The following is a 19,186-nucleotide window of genomic DNA, read 5'->3' as shown; positions in this document are numbered from 1 at the left end:
CCGATCAGGCGTGGCGGACTTCAACGATCTCGTACTCGACGTCGCCGCCCGGAGTCTTCACCAGAACGGCGTCGCCCTCGGTCTTGCCGATCAGCGCACGGGCGATCGGCGAGTTGACCGAGATCTTGCTGTTCTTGATGTCCGCCTCGTCGTCGCCGACGATCTGGTAGGTCACGGTTTCGTCGGTCTCGACGTTGGCGATATCGACGGTGGTGCCGAAGATCACCTTGCCGCTGTGCGGAATGGTGGTCACGTCGATGATCTGCGCGTTGGACAGCTTGGCCTCGATGTCACGGATGCGCGCCTCGGACATACCCTGCTGCTCACGGGCCGCGTGGTACTCGGCGTTCTCCTTGAGGTCACCCAGTTCACGCGCTTCGGCGATGGCCTGGGTGATCTGCGGGCGCAGAACGGTCTTCAGGTATTTCAGTTCTTCTTCCAGGGCGCGAGCGCCCTGGACGGTCATTGGAAATTTGCTCATGCGTTGATTCCTGCATGGAGATCCTGCAGACGGCGAACGGTCTTCTCGGGACCGAACTTGAGCGCCTCACAGATCGCCTGACCCGCCGCGATGGTGGTGGTGCAGTAGATCTTGTGCTGCAGGGCGTTACGACGGATGGAGTACGAGTCGGCGATGGACTGGCGGCCTTCGGTGGTGTTGATGATCAGGGTGACTTCGTCATTCTTGATCATGTCGACCACGTGAGGACGGCCCTCGGTCACCTTGTTCACGCGACGCACCGGCAGACCGGCGGCCTCGATCACCTTGGCGGTGCCGGCAGTGGCAACCACCTCGAAGCCCAGCGCGACCAGGTCGCGGGCGACCTGAACGGCTTGCGGCTTGTCGTCCTCGCGGACGCTGATGAAGGCGCAACCGGCGTTCGGCAGGATTTCGCTGGCGCCCAACTGGGCCTTGGCGAATGCCTCACCGAAGCTGTCGCCGACACCCATCACCTCGCCCGTGGACTTCATTTCTGGGCCGAGGATCGGGTCGACGCCCGGGAACTTGGCGAACGGGAACACCGCTTCCTTGACGCTATAGTACGGCGGGATCACCTCCTGGGTGAAGCCGACTTCGGCCAGGGATTTGCCAGCCATGACGCGGGCCGCAACCTTGGCCAGGGACTCGCCGATGCACTTGGAGACGAACGGCACGGTACGCGACGCGCGCGGGTTCACCTCGATCACGTAGATGTCTTCGCCCTGCACGGCCATCTGCACGTTCATCAGGCCGACCACGCCGAGCTCCAGGGCCATCTTCTTGACCTGCTCGCGGATCTCGTCCTGGATGTGCTGCGGCAGCGAGTACGGCGGCAGCGAGCAGGCGGAGTCACCGGAGTGCACGCCGGCCTGTTCGATGTGCTGCATGATCGCGCCGATCACCACGGTCTCGCCGTCGCACACCGCATCGATGTCGACTTCGATGGCGCAGTTGAGGAAGCGGTCCAGCAGCACCGGGCTGTCGTTGGAGACTTTCACGGCTTCGCGCATGTAGCGCTTGAGCTCTTCTTCCTGGTAAACGATTTCCATCGCACGGCCGCCGAGCACGTAGGACGGACGAACCACCATCGGGTAGCCGATGTTCTTCGACAGCTCCAGGGCCTGGTCTTCGCTGCGCGCGGTGGCGTTGGCCGGCTGGCGCAGGTTCAGACGCTGGACCATCTGCTGGAAGCGCTCGCGGTCTTCGGCGCGGTCGATGGCGTCCGGACTGGTGCCGATGATCGGCACGCCGGCTTCTTCCAGGGCGCGGCAGAGTTTCAGCGGGGTCTGGCCGCCGTACTGCACGATGACGCCCTTGGGCTGCTCGACGCGGACGATTTCCAGCACGTCTTCCAGGGTCACCGGCTCGAAGTACAGGCGGTCGGAAGTGTCGTAGTCGGTGGAGACGGTCTCCGGGTTGCAGTTGACCATTATGGTCTCGTAACCGTCTTCACGCATGGCCAGCGCCGCGTGTACGCAGCAGTAGTCGAACTCGATGCCCTGGCCGATGCGGTTCGGACCGCCGCCCAGGATCATGATCTTGTCGCGAGTCGACGGATTGGCTTCGCACTCCTCCTCATAGGTCGAGTACATGTAGGCGGTATCGGTGGCGAACTCCGCGGCGCAGGTGTCCACGCGCTTGTACACCGGCAGCACCTTGAGCTTGTGGCGATGGTTGCGCAGGTTCTTCTCGGTCACGCCGAGCAGGGTCGCCAGGCGGGCGTCGGAGAAGCCCTTGCGCTTGAGCTTGTACATCAGCTCGCGGTCGATGGCGGACAGCCCCAGGGTCTTGACGCGCTCTTCGTCCTTGACCAGGTCTTCGATCTGCACCAGGAACCACTCGTCGATGCGGGTCAGATCGAAGACTTCAGCGATGCTCTTGCCGGCACGGAAGGCGTCGGCGACGTACCAGATGCGGTCGGCATTGGGCACGGTCAGCTCGCGCTTGAGGATGCTCTCGGCTTCCGGGTTGCTCAGGTCGAGCTTCGGATCGAAACCGGTGGCGCCGACTTCCAGGCCGCGCAGGGCTTTCTGCACGGATTCCTGGAAGGTCCGGCCGATGGCCATGACTTCACCCACGGATTTCATCTGGGTGGTCAGGCGGGCGTCGGCTTTCGGGAATTTCTCGAAGGCGAAACGCGGGATCTTGGTGACGACGTAGTCGATCGCCGGCTCGAAGGACGCCGGGGTACGACCGCCGGTGATGTCGTTCTGCAGCTCGTCGAGGGTGTAGCCGACGGCCAGCTTGGCGGCGATCTTGGCGATCGGGAAGCCGGTGGCCTTGGAGGCCAGCGCCGAGGAACGCGATACGCGCGGGTTCATCTCGATCACGACCATGCGGCCGGTGTTCGGGCAGATGCCGAACTGCACGTTGGAACCGCCGGTTTCCACGCCGATCTCACGCAGCACCGCCAGGGAGGCGTTGCGCATGATCTGGTATTCCTTGTCGGTCAGGGTCTGCGCCGGGGCAACGGTGATCGAGTCGCCGGTGTGCACGCCCATCGGGTCGAAGTTCTCGATGGCGCAGACGATGATGCAGTTGTCCTTCTTGTCGCGGACAACCTCCATCTCGTATTCCTTCCAGCCGATCAGCGATTCGTCGATCAGCAGCTCGTTGGTCGGCGACAGGTCCAGACCACGGGTGCAGATTTCCTCGAATTCTTCGCGGTTGTAGGCGATGCCGCCGCCGGTGCCGCCCATGGTGAAGGACGGACGGATGATGCACGGGAAGTTGACCTTCTCCAGCACGCCGTAGGCTTCTTCCATGCTGTGGGCGATGCCCGAGCGCGGGCAGGCCAGGCCGATGTCGCGCATGGCCTTGTCGAAGCGCGAACGGTCTTCGGCCTTGTCGATGGTGTCGGCGTTGGCGCCGATCATTTCCACGCCGAACTGCTCGAGCACGCCGTGGCGCTCCAGGTCCAGGGCGCAGTTCAGAGCGGTCTGGCCGCCCATGGTCGGCAGCAGCGCGTCAGGGCGCTCCTTCTCGATGATCTTGGCGACGGTCTGCCACTTGATCGGCTCGATGTAGGTGGCATCGGCCATGGCCGGGTCGGTCATGATGGTGGCCGGGTTGGAGTTCACCAGGATGACACGGAAGCCTTCTTCCTTCAGGGCCTTGCAGGCCTGTGCGCCGGAGTAGTCGAACTCGCAGGCCTGGCCGATGACGATCGGGCCGGCGCCGAGGATCAGGATGCTCTTGATGTCTGTACGCTTGGGCATGGGACTCTCGTTGCAATATTCAGGAAAGGGTTGCGCTGGCCAGCTTCACGCCAAAGCCGACGAACAGGGCGCCGACGCCACCAGAGGCGCCAGCAGCCAGCCGTTGCCGCCGACGGAACCAGGCCGCCAGACGCACACCGGAGAAAATCAGGAAACTCAGGTACAGGGCGCTGATGATCTCGAGGATCGTGCCCAGCACCAGGAACGACAGGCCGGGATAGGCGTAACCCGGGTCGACGAACTGGATGAAGAAGGAAATGAAGAAGAGGATCGCCTTGGGGTTGGACAGGCTCAGCAGCAGCGCCTTGCGGAACGGCTGGTTGACGTCCACTTCCTTCGCCGGCGCGGCAGCCGCTTCCAGCGGGTGGCGCAGCTTCTGCCAGCCACCGCGGAGCATGCCGATCCCCAGATAGAACAGGTACGCGGCGCCGACGTACTTCAGGCCCAGGAACAACATCGGCTCGGCCTTGAGGACCGAGGCGATACCCAGCGCCGACAGGAACATCAGGATCGCATCGCCGAGGAACACCGCGCTCGCCGCCCGGTAGCCCGAGGCCACGCCGCGCTGGGCGGCGGTGGCGAGGACGAACAGCGAGTTCGGCCCCGGCAGCAGGACGATGAACAACGTACCCAGGACGTAGGTCCAGAGGTCGGTGATTCCCAGGGTCGGCATCATCTTCTTCTACCTCTTGCGTCTCGTTCGCAGCAGGCCGGACTCAGCGGCGCTCGGCCATCGCCGCGATGAAGCGGTCGAACAGCGGAGCTACGTCGTGCGGGCCTGGGCTGGCTTCCGGGTGACCCTGGAAGCTGAAGGCCACCTTGTCGGTGCGCTCGATACCCTGCAGGGTGCCATCGAACAGCGACTTGTGGGTGGCGCGCAGGTTGGCCGGCATGCTGCCTTCGTCGACCGCGAAACCGTGGTTCTGGCTGGTGATCATGACCACGCCCGAATCCAGGTCCTGCACCGGGTGGTTGGCACCGTGGTGGCCGTGGCCCATCTTCAGGGTCTTGGCGCCGGAGGCCAGGGCCAGAAGCTGGTGGCCGAGGCAGATGCCGAATACCGGGATCTCGGTATCGAGGAACTCGCGGATGGCCTGGATGGCGTAGTCGCACGGCTCGGGGTCGCCAGGGCCGTTGGAAAGGAAGATGCCGTCCGGGTTCAGGGCGAGCACTTCGCTGGCCGGGGTCTGCGCCGGCACGACGGTCAGGCGGCAGCCGCGGGCGACCAGCATGCGCAGGATGTTCAGCTTGACGCCGAAATCGTAGGCGACCACGTGGTACGGCAGGTCGGCGGCGGCGATTTCCGGGTGGCTGTCGGTTTCCAGGTTCCACACGCTGGAACGCCATTCGTAGCGCTCGGTGGAGGAAACGACCTTGGCCAGGTCCATGCCTTTCAGGCCCGGGAAGCCGCGCGCCAGCTCGAGGGCTTTTTCCTCGGTGGCGTCATCGCCAGCGAGGATGCAGCCGTTCTGCGAACCCTTTTCGCGAAGGATGCGGGTCAGGCGGCGGGTATCGATGCCGGCGATGGCAACGGTGCCGTTCTCTTTCAGGTAGTCCGGCAGGGACTGCTTGTCGCGCCAGCTGCTGGAGAGCAGCGGCAGGTCACGGATGATCAGGCCGGCGGCCCAGACCTTGTTCGACTCGGCATCTTCGGGCGTGGTGCCGGTGTTGCCGATGTGCGGGTAGGTCAGGGTGACGATCTGTTGGGCGTAGGAAGGATCGGTGAGGATTTCCTGGTAGCCGGTCATGGCGGTGTTGAACACCACCTCTCCGACGGTCTGGCCGTCGGCGCCGATGGCTTCACCGCGAAAAACGCTGCCGTCGGCAAGTGCAAGTATGGCTGGCTTAGTCAAGAAGACCTCCCGTAGTTCAAGCCTGGCTGGGCGTGCGCAGATTGTAAAAAAGCGGGATGACATCAGAAGAAGTCATCCCGCTTTTTATGTGATCATGCTGCGCTACTTTTAGTGGACACACTAAAGCTGTAGTTTACAGAAATGCGACATCATGGTCCACCTTTTGCACGACGTACGGCCATGCCGCTCAGCGCAGGCCGAGAACGTCCTGCATGTCGTACAGGCCGTTGGCCTGCCCTTCCAGCCACTGAGCAGCACGCACAGCGCCGCGGGCGAAGGTCATGCGGCTCGAAGCCTTGTGGGTGATCTCCACGCGCTCTCCATCAGCAGCGAACAGCACGGTGTGGTCGCCCACCACATCGCCGGCACGCACAGTGGCGAAGCCGATGGTCTCGCGCGGACGAGCGCCGGTCTGGCCTTCACGACCGTACACGGCCACCTTTTCCAGATCACGGCCCAGTGCATTGGCGACCACTTCGCCCATGCGCAGCGCGGTGCCGGACGGCGCATCGACCTTGTGGCGGTGGTGCGCTTCGAGGATCTCGATGTCCACATCGTCACCCAGAACGCGGGCGGCGGTGTCGAGCAGCTTCAGGCAGAGGTTCACGCCGACGCTGTAGTTGGCCGCGAAGACGATCGGAATGTCCTTCGCGGCTTCGTTCAGCAGCTCTTTTTCCGCCGCGCTGAAACCAGTGGTGCCGATGACCATGGCCTTGCCGGCCTTGCGGCAGACTTCCAGGTTCTTCAGGGTAACGGTCGGATGGGTGAAGTCGATCAGCACGTCGAATTCGTCGACCACCTTGGCCAGGTCGCCCGACAGCGGCACGCCGATACGGCCCAGCCCCGCCAGCTCGCCGGCGTCGGCGCCCACCAGGGTGCTGTCCGGGCGGTCGACCGCCGCGGTCAGGCCGGCGCTACCATTGGTCTGCTGGACCGCCTCGATCAAGGTCTTGCCCATGCGCCCGGCGGCGCCCATTACGGCTATACGTCGCATAACATCAGCTCCAAGCAGCAAGCCTCAAGCCGCAAGCGCAGCCCCTTATGGCTTGCGGCTTGCGGCTTGCGACTTCAAAGTCATAGATCGTCGAAGAAGCGCTTCATGCCCTCGAACCAGCCACTGGCCTTGGGCGAATGGGAAGAGTTGCCCTGCAGGGTATTGCGGAACTCTTCGAGCAGCTCGCGCTGACGCTTGTCCAGGTTGACCGGCGTCTCGACGACGACGCGGCACATCAGGTCGCCGGCACCACCGCCGCGAACCGGGGCAACACCCTTGCCGCGCAGGCGGAACAGCTTGCCGGTCTGGGTGCCCTCCGGAATCTTCAGCTTCACGCGGCCATCGAGGGTCGGAACCTCCAGCTCGCCACCCAGGGCGGCATCGGCGAAGCTGATCGGTACCTCGCAGTACAGGTGCTTGCCGTCGCGCTGGAAGATGTCGTGCTCGCGCACGTTCACCACCACGTACAGGTCGCCCGCCGGGCCGCCATGGGCGCCGGCTTCGCCTTCACCGGTCAGGCGGATGCGGTCACCGGTATCGACGCCGGCCGGCACTTTCACCGACAGGGTCTTGTGTTCTTCCACGCGACCCTGGCCATGGCAGGAGCCACAGGGATCGGTGATCATCTTGCCGCTGCCATGGCAACGCGGGCAGGTCTGCTGCACCGAGAAGAAGCCCTGCTGCATGCGCACCTGGCCGATACCACCGCAAGTGGTACAGGTAACCGGCGTGGTGCCGGGCTTGGCGCCGCTGCCATTGCAGGTCTTGCAGCCGACCAGGGTCGGAACGCGGATGGTCACGGTGGTGCCGCGAACCGCGTCCTCCAGATCCAGGTCGAGGGTGTAGCGCAGGTCAGCGCCACGCGCCGGACCGCCACGGGAGCCGCCGCGTCCGCCGCCGCCACCGAAGAAGTCACTGAAGACATCGCCGAAGATGTCCGAGAAGCTCGCGCCACCGAAGCCCGCACCGCCGCCACCCATCTGCGGGTCGACGCCGGCATGGCCGTACTGGTCGTAAGCCGCACGCTTGCTGGCGTCGGACAGGACCTCGTACGCCTCGTTGGCCTCCTTGAATTTATCCTCGGCTTCCTTGTCGCCGGGATTGCGGTCCGGGTGGAACTTCATGGCGAGCCGGCGATAGGCCTTCTTCAGGTCCGCTTCGCTGGCGCCGCGCTCGACACCCAGTACCTCGTAAAAATCACGTTTGGCCATAACTTTCCTGCACCTTAAAAACCTCTCCCCCAGACACGCCGACGCGGGAGCAAGCTCCCGCGTGGCGTTTCATGCGCGCCGACACAATCGCCAGCGCACCGGAGCGGAAGCAAGCACGTGGCTTACTTGTTCTCCTTGACCTCTTCGAACTCGGCGTCGACGACATCGTCGCCAGCCTTGTCGTCAGCGGCCTCGCCCTGAGCGGCAGCGCCCGGCTGCGGCTGTTCGGCGTACATCTTCTGCGCCAGCGGAGTGGATGCCTGGGACAGCGCATTCATCTTCGCTTCGATCTCGGCCTTGTCGTCGCCCTTCACGGCAACTTCCAGCTCGCCCAGCGCTTTCTCGATGGCGGCCTTCTCCTCGGCGGTGGCTTTGTCGCCCGCCTCGGTGACCATCTTGCGAGTCGCGTGGACCAGCGCATCACCCTGGTTGCGGGCAGCGGCCAGTTCCTCGAACTTGCGGTCTTCCTCGGCATTCGCCTCGGCATCGCGGACCATCTGCTGGATCTCGTCCTCGGACAGGCCCGAAGAAGCCTTGATCACGATGGATTGCTGCTTGCCGGTGGCCTTGTCCTTCGCGCCGACGTGCAGGATGCCGTTGGCGTCGATGTCGAAGGTCACTTCGATCTGCGGCACACCGCGCGGAGCCGGCGGAATGTCGGCCAGGTCGAACTTGCCCAGCGACTTGTTCTGCGCGGCCTGCTTGCGCTCGCCCTGCAGCACGTGGATGGTCACGGCGCCCTGGTTGTCATCGGCGGTGGAGAACACCTGTGACTTCTTGGTCGGGATGGTGGTGTTCTTGTCGATCAGCGCGGTCATCACGCCACCGAGGGTTTCGATACCCAGGGTCAGCGGGGTGACGTCGAGCAGCAGCACGTCCTTCACGTCGCCGGCCAGTACGGCGCCCTGGATGGCAGCACCCATGGCAACGGCTTCGTCCGGGTTGACGTCCTTGCGCGCTTCCTTGCCGAAGAACTCGGCAACGGTCTTCTGCACCAGCGGCATGCGGGTCTGGCCGCCGACCAGGATCACTTCGTCGATCTTCGACACGTCCAGGCCTGCGTCCTTCAGCGCAACGCGGCACGGCTCGATGGTGCGACTGACCAGGTCTTCCACCAGGGATTCCAGCTTGGCGCGGGAGACCTTGACGTTCAGGTGTTTCGGGCCGGAGGCGTCGGCGGTGACGTACGGCAGGTTGACGTCGGTCTGCTGGGTCGAGGACAGCTCGATCTTGGCCTTCTCGGCAGCTTCCTTCAGGCGCTGCATGGCCAGCGGGTCGCCCTTGAGGTCCATGCCGGATTCTTTCTTGAATTCCTCGACGAGGTAGTCGATCAGGCGCAGGTCGAAGTCTTCACCACCCAGGAAGGTGTCGCCGTTGGTGGCCAGCACTTCGAACTGGTGCTCGCCATCGACTTCGGCGATTTCGATCACGGAAACGTCGAAGGTGCCGCCGCCCAGGTCATAGACGATGATGGTGTGGTCGCCCTTGGCCTTGTCCAGGCCGTAGGCCAGCGCAGCCGCGGTCGGCTCGTTGATGATGCGCTTGACGTCCAGGCCGGCGATGCGACCGGCATCCTTGGTGGCCTGGCGCTGACTGTCGTTGAAGTAGGCCGGAACGGTGATGACCGCTTCGGTGACCGGCTCGCCCAGATAGTCCTCGGCGGTCTTCTTCATCTTCTTCAGGACTTCGGCGGAGACCTGCGGCGGAGCCATCTTCTGGCCCTTGGCCTCGACCCAGGCGTCGCCGTTGTCAGCCTTGACGATGTTGTAAGGCACCATCTTGATGTCTTTCTGCACGACGTCTTCTTCGAAGCGACGGCCGATCAGGCGCTTCACTGCGTACAGGGTGTTCTTCGGGTTGGTCACGGCCTGGCGCTTGGCCGGCTGACCGACCAGGATTTCGCCGTCGTTGGCGTAACCGATGATCGACGGGGTGGTACGAGCGCCTTCGGCGTTCTCGATGACCTTGACGTTACCGTTCTCCAGGATGGACACACAGGAGTTGGTGGTCCCCAGGTCGATACCAATGATTTTGCCCATATTTCACTCTCCAGAAATTAGATTCCGCGCTGACCCTGTTGCGGGTCTTTGGCTCGGTTGATTACCCAGATGGGGACCGGGTGGTGGATTTCAAGCCTTCTCGTCGATCGAAGGCGGAGTTTGTTCCGGCGCCTTGCTCACCACGACCATGGCCGGGCGCAGCAGGCGACCGTTGAGCAGGTAACCCTTCTGGAACACCTTGACCACACTGCCCGGCTCGAGACGGATGCTCTCTTCCATGGCCATGGCCTGGTGATGTTCGGGATTGAACGGCTCGCCGTGCGGGTCGACCGGCTCGAGGTTGTAGCGCTTGAGGGTGTCGTGGAACATTTTCAGCGTCAGCTCGATGCCTTCGCGCATCGGCTTGATCGCTTCGTCTTCCGGGCTCGACATCTCCAGCGCGCGCTCGAGGGTATCGACGATCGGCAGCAGGTCGCCGGCGAACTTCTCCAGCGCGAACTTGTGCGCCTTCTCCACGTCCTGCTCGGCACGACGGCGGACGTTCTGCAGCTCGGCAACGGCGCGCAGGCTCTGGTCCTTCGCCGCGGCGACCTGTTCTTCCAGTTCCAGCACGCGGGCGTTCAGATCCCCGGCAGCCCCGGTGTCCGGCTGCTCGTTGAACTGGGAATCCTGAGTCTGTTGTTCGTCAGACATGCCACTCTCCTAAAAAAGAAAATAAGCCTTTGAAAACAAGGCGAACCCAATGGTCCGCGGCTCTGCCGTGTATATGGGGCAGCTTTTTTCGACTTCAAGGGTGCATGCCTCACGGGCCCCTCCCAAAGCCGACAAAGGAGAATTGCCAGCGGCAAAAAATACTGTATAAATAACCAGAACTTTCTGCGGAGCCGCCGTCCATGCTGGTTCATCTGTCCGTGCACAACTACGCCATCGTCGAGCACCTCGATCTCGAGCTCGCCGCCGGCATGACCGTGATCACCGGCGAAACCGGCGCCGGCAAGTCGATCATGCTCGACGCGCTCGGCCTCGCCCTGGGCGACCGCGCCGACAGCGGCGTGGTGCGCCCCGGCTCGGACAAGGCAGACATTCTCGCCAGCTTCGACGTCAGCGCGATTGCCGAGGCCCGCGACTGGCTCGCCGAGCGCGACCTGGAACAGGACGGCCCGTGCATCCTGCGCCGCGTGATCACCGCCGAAGGCCGCTCCCGCGCCTACATCAACGGCACGCCCTGCCCGCTGGGCGACCTCAAGCACCTGGGCGAGCTGCTGATCGACATCCACAGCCAGCACGAGCACCAATCACTGCTCAAGGCCGACACCCATCGCCGCCTGCTCGACGAATACGCCGGCAGCCAGGACCTCGCACGCCAGGTGCACCTCGCCGCCCAGCGCTGGAAGCAGACCCGCCAGGAACTGGACCGCCTGTCGCGCAACGGCGACGAACAACGCGCCCGCCACCAGTTGCTCAGCTACCAGCTGGAAGAACTGGAAAACCTCGGCCTGGGCGACAACGAACTGGAGGCGCTGGAAGCCGAGCACAAGACCCAGAGCAACGCCGGCAGCCTGATCGCCGCCTGCCGCCAGGTGGTCGAACTGTGCAGCGAAAACGACGCTGGCAATGTGCTTTCCGCCCTCACTTCCAGCCTCAACCGCCTCACCGCCTTCCAGAGCCAACCGGCCGCCCTGGGCGAAGCGGTGAACCTGCTTTCCAGCGCGCAGATCCAGGTGGAGGAAGCCATTGGCGAGCTGAACCGCTTCGTCGATCACTTCGACGCCGACCCCATGCGCCTGCAGCAACTGGAAGAGCGCATGGACGCCATCTACAGCCTCGCGCGCAAACACCGCGTACAGCCCCATGAATTGCAGGACCTGCAGCAGCGCCTGCTGGACGAACTGGAGGCGCTGAACGCCGACGATGAGGCCGTGGAGCGCCTGGGCAACGAACTGGCCGCCTACGCCCGCCACTACCAGGAGAAGGCCGACGAGCTCAGCCGCATCCGCCAGGAAGCCGCACCGAAGCTGGCCAAGGCCGTGGAAGTGGAGATGCAGCGCCTGGGCATGCCCGGCGGGCGCTTCGCCATCGAATTGCGCCAGACCAGCTCGGACGAGCCGCAGGTCAGTGGCCTGGAGCAACTGGAGTTCCTGGTCAGCGCCAACCCCGGGCAACCGATGAAGGGCCTGGCCAAGGTCGCCTCGGGCGGCGAACTGTCACGCATCAGCCTGGCGATCCAGGTGATCACCGCGCAGACCTCGCGCATTCCCACCCTGGTCTTCGACGAAGTGGACGTCGGTATCGGTGGCCCCACCGCCGAAGTGGTCGGCCAGTTGCTGCGTCGCCTCGGCGATCGCGGCCAAGTGCTGACCGTCACCCACCTGCCGCAGGTCGCAGCCCAGGGCCATCAACACCTGTTCGTACACAAGGACCGCGACACCAGCGAGACCCGCACCGCCGTGGCCAACCTGAAGAAGGCCGAGCGCATCGAGGAAATCGCCCGCATGCTCGGCGGCGTGGACCTGACCAAGGAATCCCTGGCCCACGCCCGCAAGATGGTCGATTCCGCGGTCCAAAGCTGAGACATGAATCTGTAGGAGCGAGCTTGCTCGCGAACGGAGCTTTCCGGCAGCACAGGAGTTGCACGGTTCGCGAGCAAGCTCGCTCCTACAAACAGCCCCGCACAAACGAAAACGGCGACCCGCGGGTCGCCGTTTCTGCATCTGCGTGCGTTTACTTCTTCTTGCGCACGTAGAGCACCAGGTTGTGATCGACGAGCTCGAAGCCGCGCTCCTTGACGATCTCCTTCTGGCGTTTCTCGATTTCCGAGTCCATGAACTCGATGACTTCGCCGGTATCGACGCAAACCATGTGGTCGTGGTGACCGCTGTCGGCCAGTTCGAAGACGGCATGACCGCCATCGAAGTTGTGGCGCACCACCAGGCCGGCGGCTTCGAACTGGGTCAGAACGCGGTAGACGGTAGCCAGGCCGACGTCCTCGCCCGCCTCCATCAGCGCCTTGTACACATCCTCTGCGCTCATGTGGCGCTGCTCGGCGGAATCGAGCATCTGGAGGATCTTGACGCGCGGCAGCGTGACCTTGAGTCCGGCTTTGCGCAGTTCGCTATTTTCAACCATGTGTGCTTTCTCGGCGCGGAATGCTTCGCAGCATCTCTCAATACAGGTATGATCGGGATTTCGTCGCTCAGCCAAGATAGTGGAAGTCACCCCTTGATGCAAAACGCCAAGCTCATGCTGACCAGTCTCGCTTTCGGGCTGGGACTCGCCGCACTCGCCGGTTGCTCGTTCCCGGGGGTCTACAAGATCGACATCCAGCAGGGCAACGTTGTAACGCAGGACATGATAGACCAGTTGAAGCCCGGAATGACCCGGCGCCAAGTGCGGTTTATCATGGGCAACCCCCTGATCGTGGACACCTTCCACCCCAATCGCTGGGACTACCTCTACAGCATCCAGCCCGGCGGCGGTCAGCGCCAGCAGGAGCGCATGAGCCTGTACTTCGGCGAGAACGACCAGCTGATCGGCCTCAACGGCGATTTCATGCCTGGTGTCAGCCGCGACGAGTCGATCCTCGGCAAGGAAGGCAGCCCGGCTACCACGCCGTCACAGCCGACCCAGCAACAGCCCGAACAGCCCAAGGAAGAACCGGCCAAGCCCGGCTCCGTGGAAGAGCAGATCCAGAAGGAAGTCGACCAGGTGGAAACCGTGCCGGTCCCGACTCCGGAGCCGCTGGACAAGAATCCGCAGTAAGGGATCCGCTGCCACGAAAAGCCCGGCCGATGCCGGGCTTTTTGTTGCCTGCGATCTGCACTTTCCCGCGAAAGATCAGCCGCGCGCCGCCTTGGCTCGTGCAGCGCGTTGCTTGCGGACTTCCTTGGGATCGGCAATCAGCGGCCGGTAGATTTCCACCCGCTCGCCCTCTCTCAATATCCGTTCCTCGGGCCTCGCCACTGCCTTGCCAAAGATGCCCAGCGGGCAGTTCGAAACGTCCAGGCCTGGAAACTGCGAGGCGATGCCGGATAACTCCACTGCCTCGCGCATCCGCGTGCCTCGCGGAACACTCAGTCGCAGCAGCGCCTGCCTGTCCGGCAAGGCATACACCACTTCGATGGCGATGCTCACGGCCTCAGCCATGCAGCTGCTTGGCGCGCTGGCAGAAGGCGTCGACCATGGTGTTCGCCGCCTGGGTGAACAGCGGGCCCAGGGTCGCCTTAACCAGCGCGCCGGCGTAGTCGAAGGTCAGGTCGAGGGAGATCTTGCAGGCCTTGTCGCCCAGAGCCTTGAACGTCCACACGCCGTGCAGCTGGGTGAATGGGCCCTCCTCGAGGTTCATCTCGATACTCTGCCCCGGCACCAGCACATTACGGGTAGTGAAGCGCTGGGTGATGCTGCCCTTGGCCACCGTGAGCTCGGCGCGCATGGCCGTATCGCTTGCCTCCAGCACGGTGGAGGCCGAACACCAGGGCAGGAACTCCGGGTAGCGCGCCACATCGTTGACCAGGTCGTACAGCGCCTTCGCCGGATAGGGCAACAGTGCCGAACGCTGGATATGCGTGCTCATAGACTTCTCGCTTTGTGTTGTGGGGCATCTGACCGCAATCGATGCCCGCCGATCAAAAAAAACAGCGCGCATTCTCCGAGATTAGCCACGCACCCTCAAGCTTGCATGCCGTCGCACGCTCTCCCGATAGCGGCGCGGCGAGGGACTCCCTATAATGCGCGGCCTATGGCTAAACAGAAGAAACACCCTTCGGGGACCATCGCGCAGAACAAGAAGGCTCTGCACGACTACTTCATCGAGCAGCGCTTCGAGGCGGGCGTCGCCCTGGCCGGCTGGGAAGTGAAAAGCCTGCGCGCCGGCAAGGCGCAGCTGGTGGACAGCTACGTGCTGCTCAAGGATGGCGAAGCCTGGCTGCTGGGCAGCCACATCACGCCGCTGACCACTGCCAGCACCCACGTCATCGCCGACCCGGTGCGCACGCGCAAGCTGCTGTTGCACAAGCGCGAGCTGGGCAAGCTGTTCGGTGCCGTGCAGCAGAAAGGCTACGCCTGCGTCGCGCTGTCGATGTACTGGAAGAAGCACCTGATCAAATGCGAGATCGCACTGGCCAAGGGCAAGAAAGAGTACGACAAGCGCGGCACCGAGAAGGAGCGCGACTCCGACCGGGAAATCCAGCGCGCCATTCGGCACGGCAAGGACGACTGAGTCCTTCCGCGCCCTCCTGCGAGGGCGCGTTGCCGGTCAGGCGTCCGCCGTGCCCTGGCGTCGCTGTGCCCGTTGCAGGCGCAATTCCTTCGCCTGCACCTCGGCCAGCACTTCCTGAACGTAGTCGATATGCCGCTGGGAAATCTCCCGCGCGGCCTCCGCGTGTCCGCCAATGATCGCCTCGTACAGTTCACGGTGCTGACGCATCAACTGCTCGCGAGTCTCGTCGCGCTGCGCGTACATGCCGCCGATGTTGGTCACCACGTTGCGTTTGAGCAGGTCGAACAGGCCGCGAATGGTGTGCAGCAGCACGGCGTTGTGACTGGCCTCGGCAATGGCCAGGTGGAAGGCCGCGTCCGCCGCGCCCTCTTCCGCACGACTGACCTTGCCCACCCGCTGATAGCAATCCTGCAGGGCATCGAAGGCCTGTTTCAGGCGCTGGTGATCCACCTCGGTCGCACGCTGCGCCGCGTAGTAGGCGCAGGAGCCTTCCAGGGTGTGGCGAAATTCCAGCAGGTCGCGCTGCGCCTCCGGATTGCTTTCCAGTAGTTGCAGCAGCGGGTCGCTGAACATCGATCCCAGGCCTTCACTGACATAGTTGCCCCCGCCCTGGCGACTGACCAGCAGCCCCTTGGCGCCGAGCTTCTGGATCGCCTCACGCAGTGACGGCCGCGAAACACCGAACTGTTCGGCCAACACGCGCTCGGCTGGCAACCTCTCCCCGGCCTTGAGCGTGCCCTCGAGGATCATCGCCTCCAGCCGCTCGACGATGTCGTCCGACAGACGGCGTTGTTTGACCTGGCCAAAACTCATGTGGATGAACCCTCTCGATATCCCGCTCCAGTTCGCGATCTGCACCGCGCGCCGCAACCCGATCGGCGCCGCGGCCGACCAAAGGAGCCCTTCGTCTTTCCGAGCACGCTCGACAAAAGTCGCAGAGCAGCAAATTGACATGCCGCCAGCAGGGCTTTTACCCTTAGCGCTCGCCTTTGTAAATTGGTATTACCAATTTACCGAATATCGAACCGAACCACAACAGTTCACGAAAAATAAGCCGCGATCAGTCGACCGACCTGCCCAGGCGCCACAAGCGCATCGGAATCGCCCGACCGGCAACCAGGCCCTCCACCCAAAAACAATTAGGGAGCCAAACCAGATGCAAACCTGGCAGCAGATCTACACCCCGCTCGGCAGCCTCGGCCTGTCCGCGCTGGTCGCCGTCATCCCGATCGTGTTCTTCTTCCTCGCCCTCGCCGTGTTCCGTCTCAAGGGCCACGTCGCCGGCAGCATCACCCTCGCCCTCTCGATCATCATCGCCATCGCCGCCTTCGGCATGCCCGCCGACATGGCCATCGCCGCCGCCGGCTATGGCTTCGCCTACGGTCTTTGGCCGATCGCCTGGATCATCGTCGCGGCGGTGTTCCTCTACAAACTCACGGTGAAGAGCGGCCAGTTCGAAGTGATACGCAGCTCGGTGCTGTCGATTACCGGCGACCAGCGCCTGCAGGTACTGCTGATCGGCTTTTCCTTCGGTGCGTTCCTCGAAGGTGCGGCGGGCTTCGGCGCGCCGGTGGCGATCACCGCCGCGCTGCTGGTCGGCCTTGGCTTCAACCCGCTGTACGCCGCGGGCCTGTGCCTGATCGCCAACACCGCGCCGGTGGCCTTCGGCGCCCTGGGCATCCCGATCATCGTCGCCGGCCAGGTCACCGGCATCGACGCGTTCAAGATCGGCGCCATGACTGGCCGCCAGCTGCCGTTCCTGTCGATCCTCGTGCCGTTCTGGCTGGTGTTCATGATGGACGGCTTCAAGGGCGTGAAGGAAACCTGGCCGGCCGCACTGGTCGCTGGCGGCAGCTTCGCCATCACCCAGTACTTCACCTCCAACTTCATCGGCCCGGAGCTGCCGGACATCACCTCGGCCCTGGTCAGCCTGATTTCCCTGACCCTGTTCCTGAAGGTCTGGCAACCCGCCGGCGAGCGTGAAGTAGTCGCCACCGCGGGCGGCGCCGCCGTCCTGGGCGGCAACGGCCCGCGCAGCGCCGAGCCGACTCCCTACAGCTTCGGCGAAATCCTCAAGGCCTGGTCGCCCTTCCTGGTGCTGACCGTGCTGGTCACCATCTGGACCCTGAAGCCGTTCAAGGCGCTCTTCGCTCCGGGCGGCGCGCTGTACAACCTGGTGTTCAACTTCCCCATCCCGCACCTGGACCAACTGGTGGTGAAGACCGCACCCATCGTCGCCAACCCGACGCCGATCGCCGCCGTGTTCAAGCTCGACCCGGTCTCGGCCACCGGCACCGCGATCTTCCTCTCCGCCGTGGTCTCGATGTTCATCCTGCGCATCGGTGCGAAAACTGGTCTGACCACCTTCAAGGAGACCCTGATCGAGCTGAAATGGCCGATCCTCTCCATCGGCATGGTGCTGGCCTTCGCTTTCGTCACCAACTACTCGGGCATGTCCACCACCCTGGCGCTGGTCCTGGCCGGCACCGGCGCGGCCTTCCCGTTCTTCTCGCCGTTCCTCGGCTGGCTGGGTGTGTTCCTGACCGGCTCGGATACCTCCTCCAACGCCCTGTTCAGCTCGCTGCAATCCACCACCGCGCACCAGATCGGGGTCAACGACACCCTGCTGGTGGCTGCCAACACCAGCGGCGGCGTGACCGGCAAGATGATCTCGCCGCAATCCATCGCCGTGGCCTGCGCCGCAACCGGCATGGTCGGCAAGGAATCCGACCTGTTCCGCTTTACCCTCAAGCACAGCCTGATGTTCGCCGCCATCGTGGGCCTGATCACCCTGGCCCAGGCCTACATCTTCACCGGCATGCTGGTTCACTAAGGCAAGCTCGGCTCCGCGCCTCAGCGCGGAAATCCGTCCAAAGCAGCTAAGGTCTTTCGAGGTCACCGGCGCCAACGCGGTGGCCTCGACAAGACCCACAACGATGAGACGCCCATGATCATCTCTGCCTCTACCGACTACCGCGCCGCGGCCCAACGCAAGCTGCCGCCGTTCCTCTTCCACTACGCCGACGGCGGCGCCTACGCCGAGCGCACCCTGCGCAACAACGTCGACGACCTGGCGGGCATCGCCCTGCGCCAGCGCGTGCTGAAGAACATGTCCGAGCTGAGCCTTGAGACGAAGCTGTTCGACGAGACGTTGAGCATGCCCATCGCCCTGGCCCCGGTCGGCCTGACCGGCATGTACGCCCGGCGCGGTGAAGTACAGGCAGCCCGCGCGGCCGCCGCGAAAGGCATTCCGTTCACGATGTCCACCGTATCGGTCTGCCCCATCGAGGAGGTCGCCCCGGCCATCGACCGGCCCATGTGGTTCCAGCTCTATGTGCTGAAGGACCGCGGCTTCATGCGCAACGCCCTGGAGCGCGCCAAGGCCGCCGGCGTGAAGACTCTGGTGTTCACCGTCGACATGCCGGTGCCCGGCGCGCGCTACCGTGACGCCCACTCCGGCATGAGCGGCCCGAATGCGCCGCTGCGTCGCGTCTGGCAGGCCATGACCCACCCCGCCTGGGCATTTGACGTCGGCCTGCTGGGCAAGCCCCACGACCTGGGGAATATCTCCAAGTACCGCGGCAACCCCACCGGCCTCGCCGACTATATCGGCTGGCTCGGCGCCAACTTCGACCCGTCGATTTCCTGGAAGGACCTGGAGTGGATCCGCGAATTCTGGGACGGCCCGATGATCATCAAGGGCATACTCGACCCGGAAGATGCCAAGGACGCGGTGAAATTCGGCGCCGACGGCATCGTCGTGTCCAACCACGGCGGCCGTCAGCTCGACGGCGTGCTCTCCAGTGCCCGCGCGCTGCCGGCCATCGCCGATGCAGTGAAGGGCGACCTGAAGATCCTCGCCGACTCCGGCATCCGCAATGGCCTGGATGTGGTACGGATGGTCGCCCTCGGCGCGGACACCGTGCTCATCGGCCGCGCCTTCCTCTATGCCCTGGCGACCCACGGCGAGGCCGGCGTGAAGAACCTGCTGGACCTGTTCGAGAAGGAAATGCGCGTGGCCATGGTGCTCACCGGCGCCAAGACCATCGGCGAGATCACCCGTGATTCGCTGGTGCGCGAGTTCGGCGCGTAAGCCCGGCTCTTCGTAGGAGCGGGGGGGGGGGGGGGGGGCCCGGCCCCCCCCCCCCCCCGGGGGGGCGCGGCCGGCGGGCGCCCAACGGCCCCCCCCCCCCGGGGCGGGCCCCACCCCCCCC

The 19,186-nt window shown here is 64.3% G+C and carries 17 protein-coding genes; 5 read left to right on the top strand and 12 right to left on the bottom strand.

Translation table 11 applies throughout. The features are described 5' to 3' along the window. Positions 1 to 4: 4 nt before the first annotated feature. The 8 genes from greA to grpE form a co-directional block, all read right to left on the bottom strand. Positions 5 to 481, bottom strand: a complete 477-nt coding sequence (gene greA / locus ACCC94_RS03510) for a transcription elongation factor GreA (RefSeq protein WP_017518953.1) — start codon at positions 479 to 481, stop codon at positions 5 to 7. After that, the gene (gene carB, locus ACCC94_RS03505; protein WP_413348049.1) at positions 478 to 3,699 is read right to left on the bottom strand and encodes a carbamoyl-phosphate synthase large subunit; all 3,222 of its coding nucleotides are present in this window, start codon (positions 3,697 to 3,699) and stop codon (positions 478 to 480) included. The genes greA and carB overlap by 4 nt, the downstream gene beginning before the upstream one ends. A 19-nt stretch (positions 3,700 to 3,718) precedes the next feature. Then, on the bottom strand, positions 3,719 to 4,372 hold the full coding sequence (leuE, locus tag ACCC94_RS03500; protein WP_413348078.1) for a leucine efflux protein LeuE: 654 nt from the start codon (positions 4,370 to 4,372) through the stop codon (positions 3,719 to 3,721). 43 nt (positions 4,373 to 4,415) lie between these two features. Beyond that, complete coding sequence (gene carA / locus ACCC94_RS03495; protein ID WP_081520693.1) at positions 4,416 to 5,552, bottom strand: glutamine-hydrolyzing carbamoyl-phosphate synthase small subunit; 1,137 nt, start codon at positions 5,550 to 5,552, stop codon at positions 4,416 to 4,418. Between the two features lie 187 nt (positions 5,553 to 5,739). Beyond that, positions 5,740 to 6,546: a 4-hydroxy-tetrahydrodipicolinate reductase gene (gene dapB, locus ACCC94_RS03490; RefSeq protein ID WP_413348048.1), complete on the bottom strand. Its 807-nt coding sequence runs from the start codon at positions 6,544 to 6,546 to the stop codon at positions 5,740 to 5,742. Positions 6,547 to 6,626: 80 nt separating this feature from the next. After that, positions 6,627 to 7,757 (bottom strand): molecular chaperone DnaJ, encoded by a 1,131-nt coding sequence (gene dnaJ, locus ACCC94_RS03485; protein ID WP_413348047.1) that lies wholly within the window; start codon positions 7,755 to 7,757, stop codon positions 6,627 to 6,629. A 122-nt stretch (positions 7,758 to 7,879) separates the two neighbouring features. Further along, on the bottom strand, positions 7,880 to 9,796 hold the full coding sequence (gene dnaK, locus ACCC94_RS03480) for a molecular chaperone DnaK (RefSeq protein ID WP_259757417.1): 1,917 nt from the start codon (positions 9,794 to 9,796) through the stop codon (positions 7,880 to 7,882). 90 nt (positions 9,797 to 9,886) lie between these two features. Next, the gene (gene grpE, locus ACCC94_RS03475; protein WP_413348046.1) at positions 9,887 to 10,450 is read right to left on the bottom strand and encodes a nucleotide exchange factor GrpE; all 564 of its coding nucleotides are present in this window, start codon (positions 10,448 to 10,450) and stop codon (positions 9,887 to 9,889) included. 200 nt (positions 10,451 to 10,650) lie between these two features. Here grpE and recN point away from each other — a divergent pair, with 200 nt between their 5' ends. Next, the gene (gene recN / locus ACCC94_RS03470) at positions 10,651 to 12,327 is read left to right on the top strand and encodes a DNA repair protein RecN (protein ID WP_413348045.1); all 1,677 of its coding nucleotides are present in this window, start codon (positions 10,651 to 10,653) and stop codon (positions 12,325 to 12,327) included. A gap of 151 nt (positions 12,328 to 12,478) precedes the next feature. Here the strand turns inward: recN and fur are convergent, their stop codons facing one another. Beyond that, a complete protein-coding gene (gene fur / locus ACCC94_RS03465) occupies positions 12,479 to 12,883 on the bottom strand; it encodes a ferric iron uptake transcriptional regulator (protein ID WP_009613072.1) in 405 nt (134 codons plus the stop codon). A 96-nt stretch (positions 12,884 to 12,979) separates the two neighbouring features. Between fur and ACCC94_RS03460 the strand changes: the two genes are divergently transcribed. Further along, complete coding sequence (locus ACCC94_RS03460) at positions 12,980 to 13,516, top strand: outer membrane protein assembly factor BamE (RefSeq protein ID WP_413348044.1); 537 nt, start codon at positions 12,980 to 12,982, stop codon at positions 13,514 to 13,516. 75 nt (positions 13,517 to 13,591) lie between these two features. Here ACCC94_RS03460 and ACCC94_RS03455 read toward each other — a convergent pair whose 3' ends face one another. Then, a complete protein-coding gene (locus ACCC94_RS03455; protein ID WP_413348043.1) occupies positions 13,592 to 13,900 on the bottom strand; it encodes an RnfH family protein in 309 nt (102 codons plus the stop codon). Continuing rightward, the gene (locus ACCC94_RS03450) at positions 13,893 to 14,327 is read right to left on the bottom strand and encodes a type II toxin-antitoxin system RatA family toxin (RefSeq protein WP_138524530.1); all 435 of its coding nucleotides are present in this window, start codon (positions 14,325 to 14,327) and stop codon (positions 13,893 to 13,895) included. Before ACCC94_RS03450 ends, ACCC94_RS03455 begins: the two co-directional genes overlap by 8 nt. Before the next feature lie 165 nt (positions 14,328 to 14,492). Between ACCC94_RS03450 and smpB the strand changes: the two genes are divergently transcribed. Then, complete coding sequence (smpB, locus tag ACCC94_RS03445) at positions 14,493 to 14,972, top strand: SsrA-binding protein SmpB (protein ID WP_017518965.1); 480 nt, start codon at positions 14,493 to 14,495, stop codon at positions 14,970 to 14,972. Between the two features lie 36 nt (positions 14,973 to 15,008). Here the strand turns inward: smpB and ACCC94_RS03440 are convergent, their stop codons facing one another. After that, complete coding sequence (locus ACCC94_RS03440; protein WP_413348041.1) at positions 15,009 to 15,785, bottom strand: FCD domain-containing protein; 777 nt, start codon at positions 15,783 to 15,785, stop codon at positions 15,009 to 15,011. 343 nt (positions 15,786 to 16,128) lie between these two features. Here ACCC94_RS03440 and ACCC94_RS03435 point away from each other — a divergent pair, with 343 nt between their 5' ends. Then, positions 16,129 to 17,805, top strand: a complete 1,677-nt coding sequence (locus ACCC94_RS03435; RefSeq protein WP_413348040.1) for a lactate permease LctP family transporter — start codon at positions 16,129 to 16,131, stop codon at positions 17,803 to 17,805. 114 nt (positions 17,806 to 17,919) lie between these two features. Then, positions 17,920 to 19,065, top strand: coding sequence for an FMN-dependent L-lactate dehydrogenase LldD (lldD, locus tag ACCC94_RS03430; protein WP_413348039.1), 1,146 nt, complete (start codon positions 17,920 to 17,922; stop codon positions 19,063 to 19,065). Positions 19,066 to 19,186 lie beyond the last annotated feature (121 nt).

It is taken from the genome of Pseudomonas sp. Pseusp97 (assembly GCF_047304025.1).
GTDB lineage: Bacteria > Pseudomonadota > Gammaproteobacteria > Pseudomonadales > Pseudomonadaceae > Pseudomonas.
Note: the sequence above shows the minus strand (reverse complement) of the source record. Positions and strands in the feature narration are given on the sequence as shown.

What these genes read in the sequence shown, in the direction of transcription:
- fur (WP_009613072.1), bottom strand. Translation starts at nt 12,883, where the DNA reads ATGGTTGAAAATAGCGAACTGCGCAAAGCCGGACTCAAGGTCACGCTG.
- smpB (WP_017518965.1), top strand. Translation starts at nt 14,493, where the DNA reads ATGGCTAAACAGAAGAAACACCCTTCGGGGACCATCGCGCAGAACAAG.
- ACCC94_RS03435 (WP_413348040.1), top strand. Translation starts at nt 16,129, where the DNA reads ATGCAAACCTGGCAGCAGATCTACACCCCGCTCGGCAGCCTCGGCCTG.
- ACCC94_RS03460 (WP_413348044.1), top strand. Translation starts at nt 12,980, where the DNA reads ATGCAAAACGCCAAGCTCATGCTGACCAGTCTCGCTTTCGGGCTGGGA.
- dnaK (WP_259757417.1), bottom strand. Translation starts at nt 9,796, where the DNA reads ATGGGCAAAATCATTGGTATCGACCTGGGGACCACCAACTCCTGTGTG.
- ACCC94_RS03450 (WP_138524530.1), bottom strand. Translation starts at nt 14,327, where the DNA reads ATGAGCACGCATATCCAGCGTTCGGCACTGTTGCCCTATCCGGCGAAG.
- ACCC94_RS03455 (WP_413348043.1), bottom strand. Translation starts at nt 13,900, where the DNA reads ATGGCTGAGGCCGTGAGCATCGCCATCGAAGTGGTGTATGCCTTGCCG.
- carB (WP_413348049.1), bottom strand. Translation starts at nt 3,699, where the DNA reads ATGCCCAAGCGTACAGACATCAAGAGCATCCTGATCCTCGGCGCCGGC.
- leuE (WP_413348078.1), bottom strand. Translation starts at nt 4,372, where the DNA reads ATGCCGACCCTGGGAATCACCGACCTCTGGACCTACGTCCTGGGTACG.
- greA (WP_017518953.1), bottom strand. Translation starts at nt 481, where the DNA reads ATGAGCAAATTTCCAATGACCGTCCAGGGCGCTCGCGCCCTGGAAGAA.
- dapB (WP_413348048.1), bottom strand. Translation starts at nt 6,546, where the DNA reads ATGCGACGTATAGCCGTAATGGGCGCCGCCGGGCGCATGGGCAAGACC.
- ACCC94_RS03440 (WP_413348041.1), bottom strand. Translation starts at nt 15,785, where the DNA reads ATGAGTTTTGGCCAGGTCAAACAACGCCGTCTGTCGGACGACATCGTC.
- lldD (WP_413348039.1), top strand. Translation starts at nt 17,920, where the DNA reads ATGATCATCTCTGCCTCTACCGACTACCGCGCCGCGGCCCAACGCAAG.
- dnaJ (WP_413348047.1), bottom strand. Translation starts at nt 7,757, where the DNA reads ATGGCCAAACGTGATTTTTACGAGGTACTGGGTGTCGAGCGCGGCGCC.
- grpE (WP_413348046.1), bottom strand. Translation starts at nt 10,450, where the DNA reads ATGTCTGACGAACAACAGACTCAGGATTCCCAGTTCAACGAGCAGCCG.
- recN (WP_413348045.1), top strand. Translation starts at nt 10,651, where the DNA reads ATGCTGGTTCATCTGTCCGTGCACAACTACGCCATCGTCGAGCACCTC.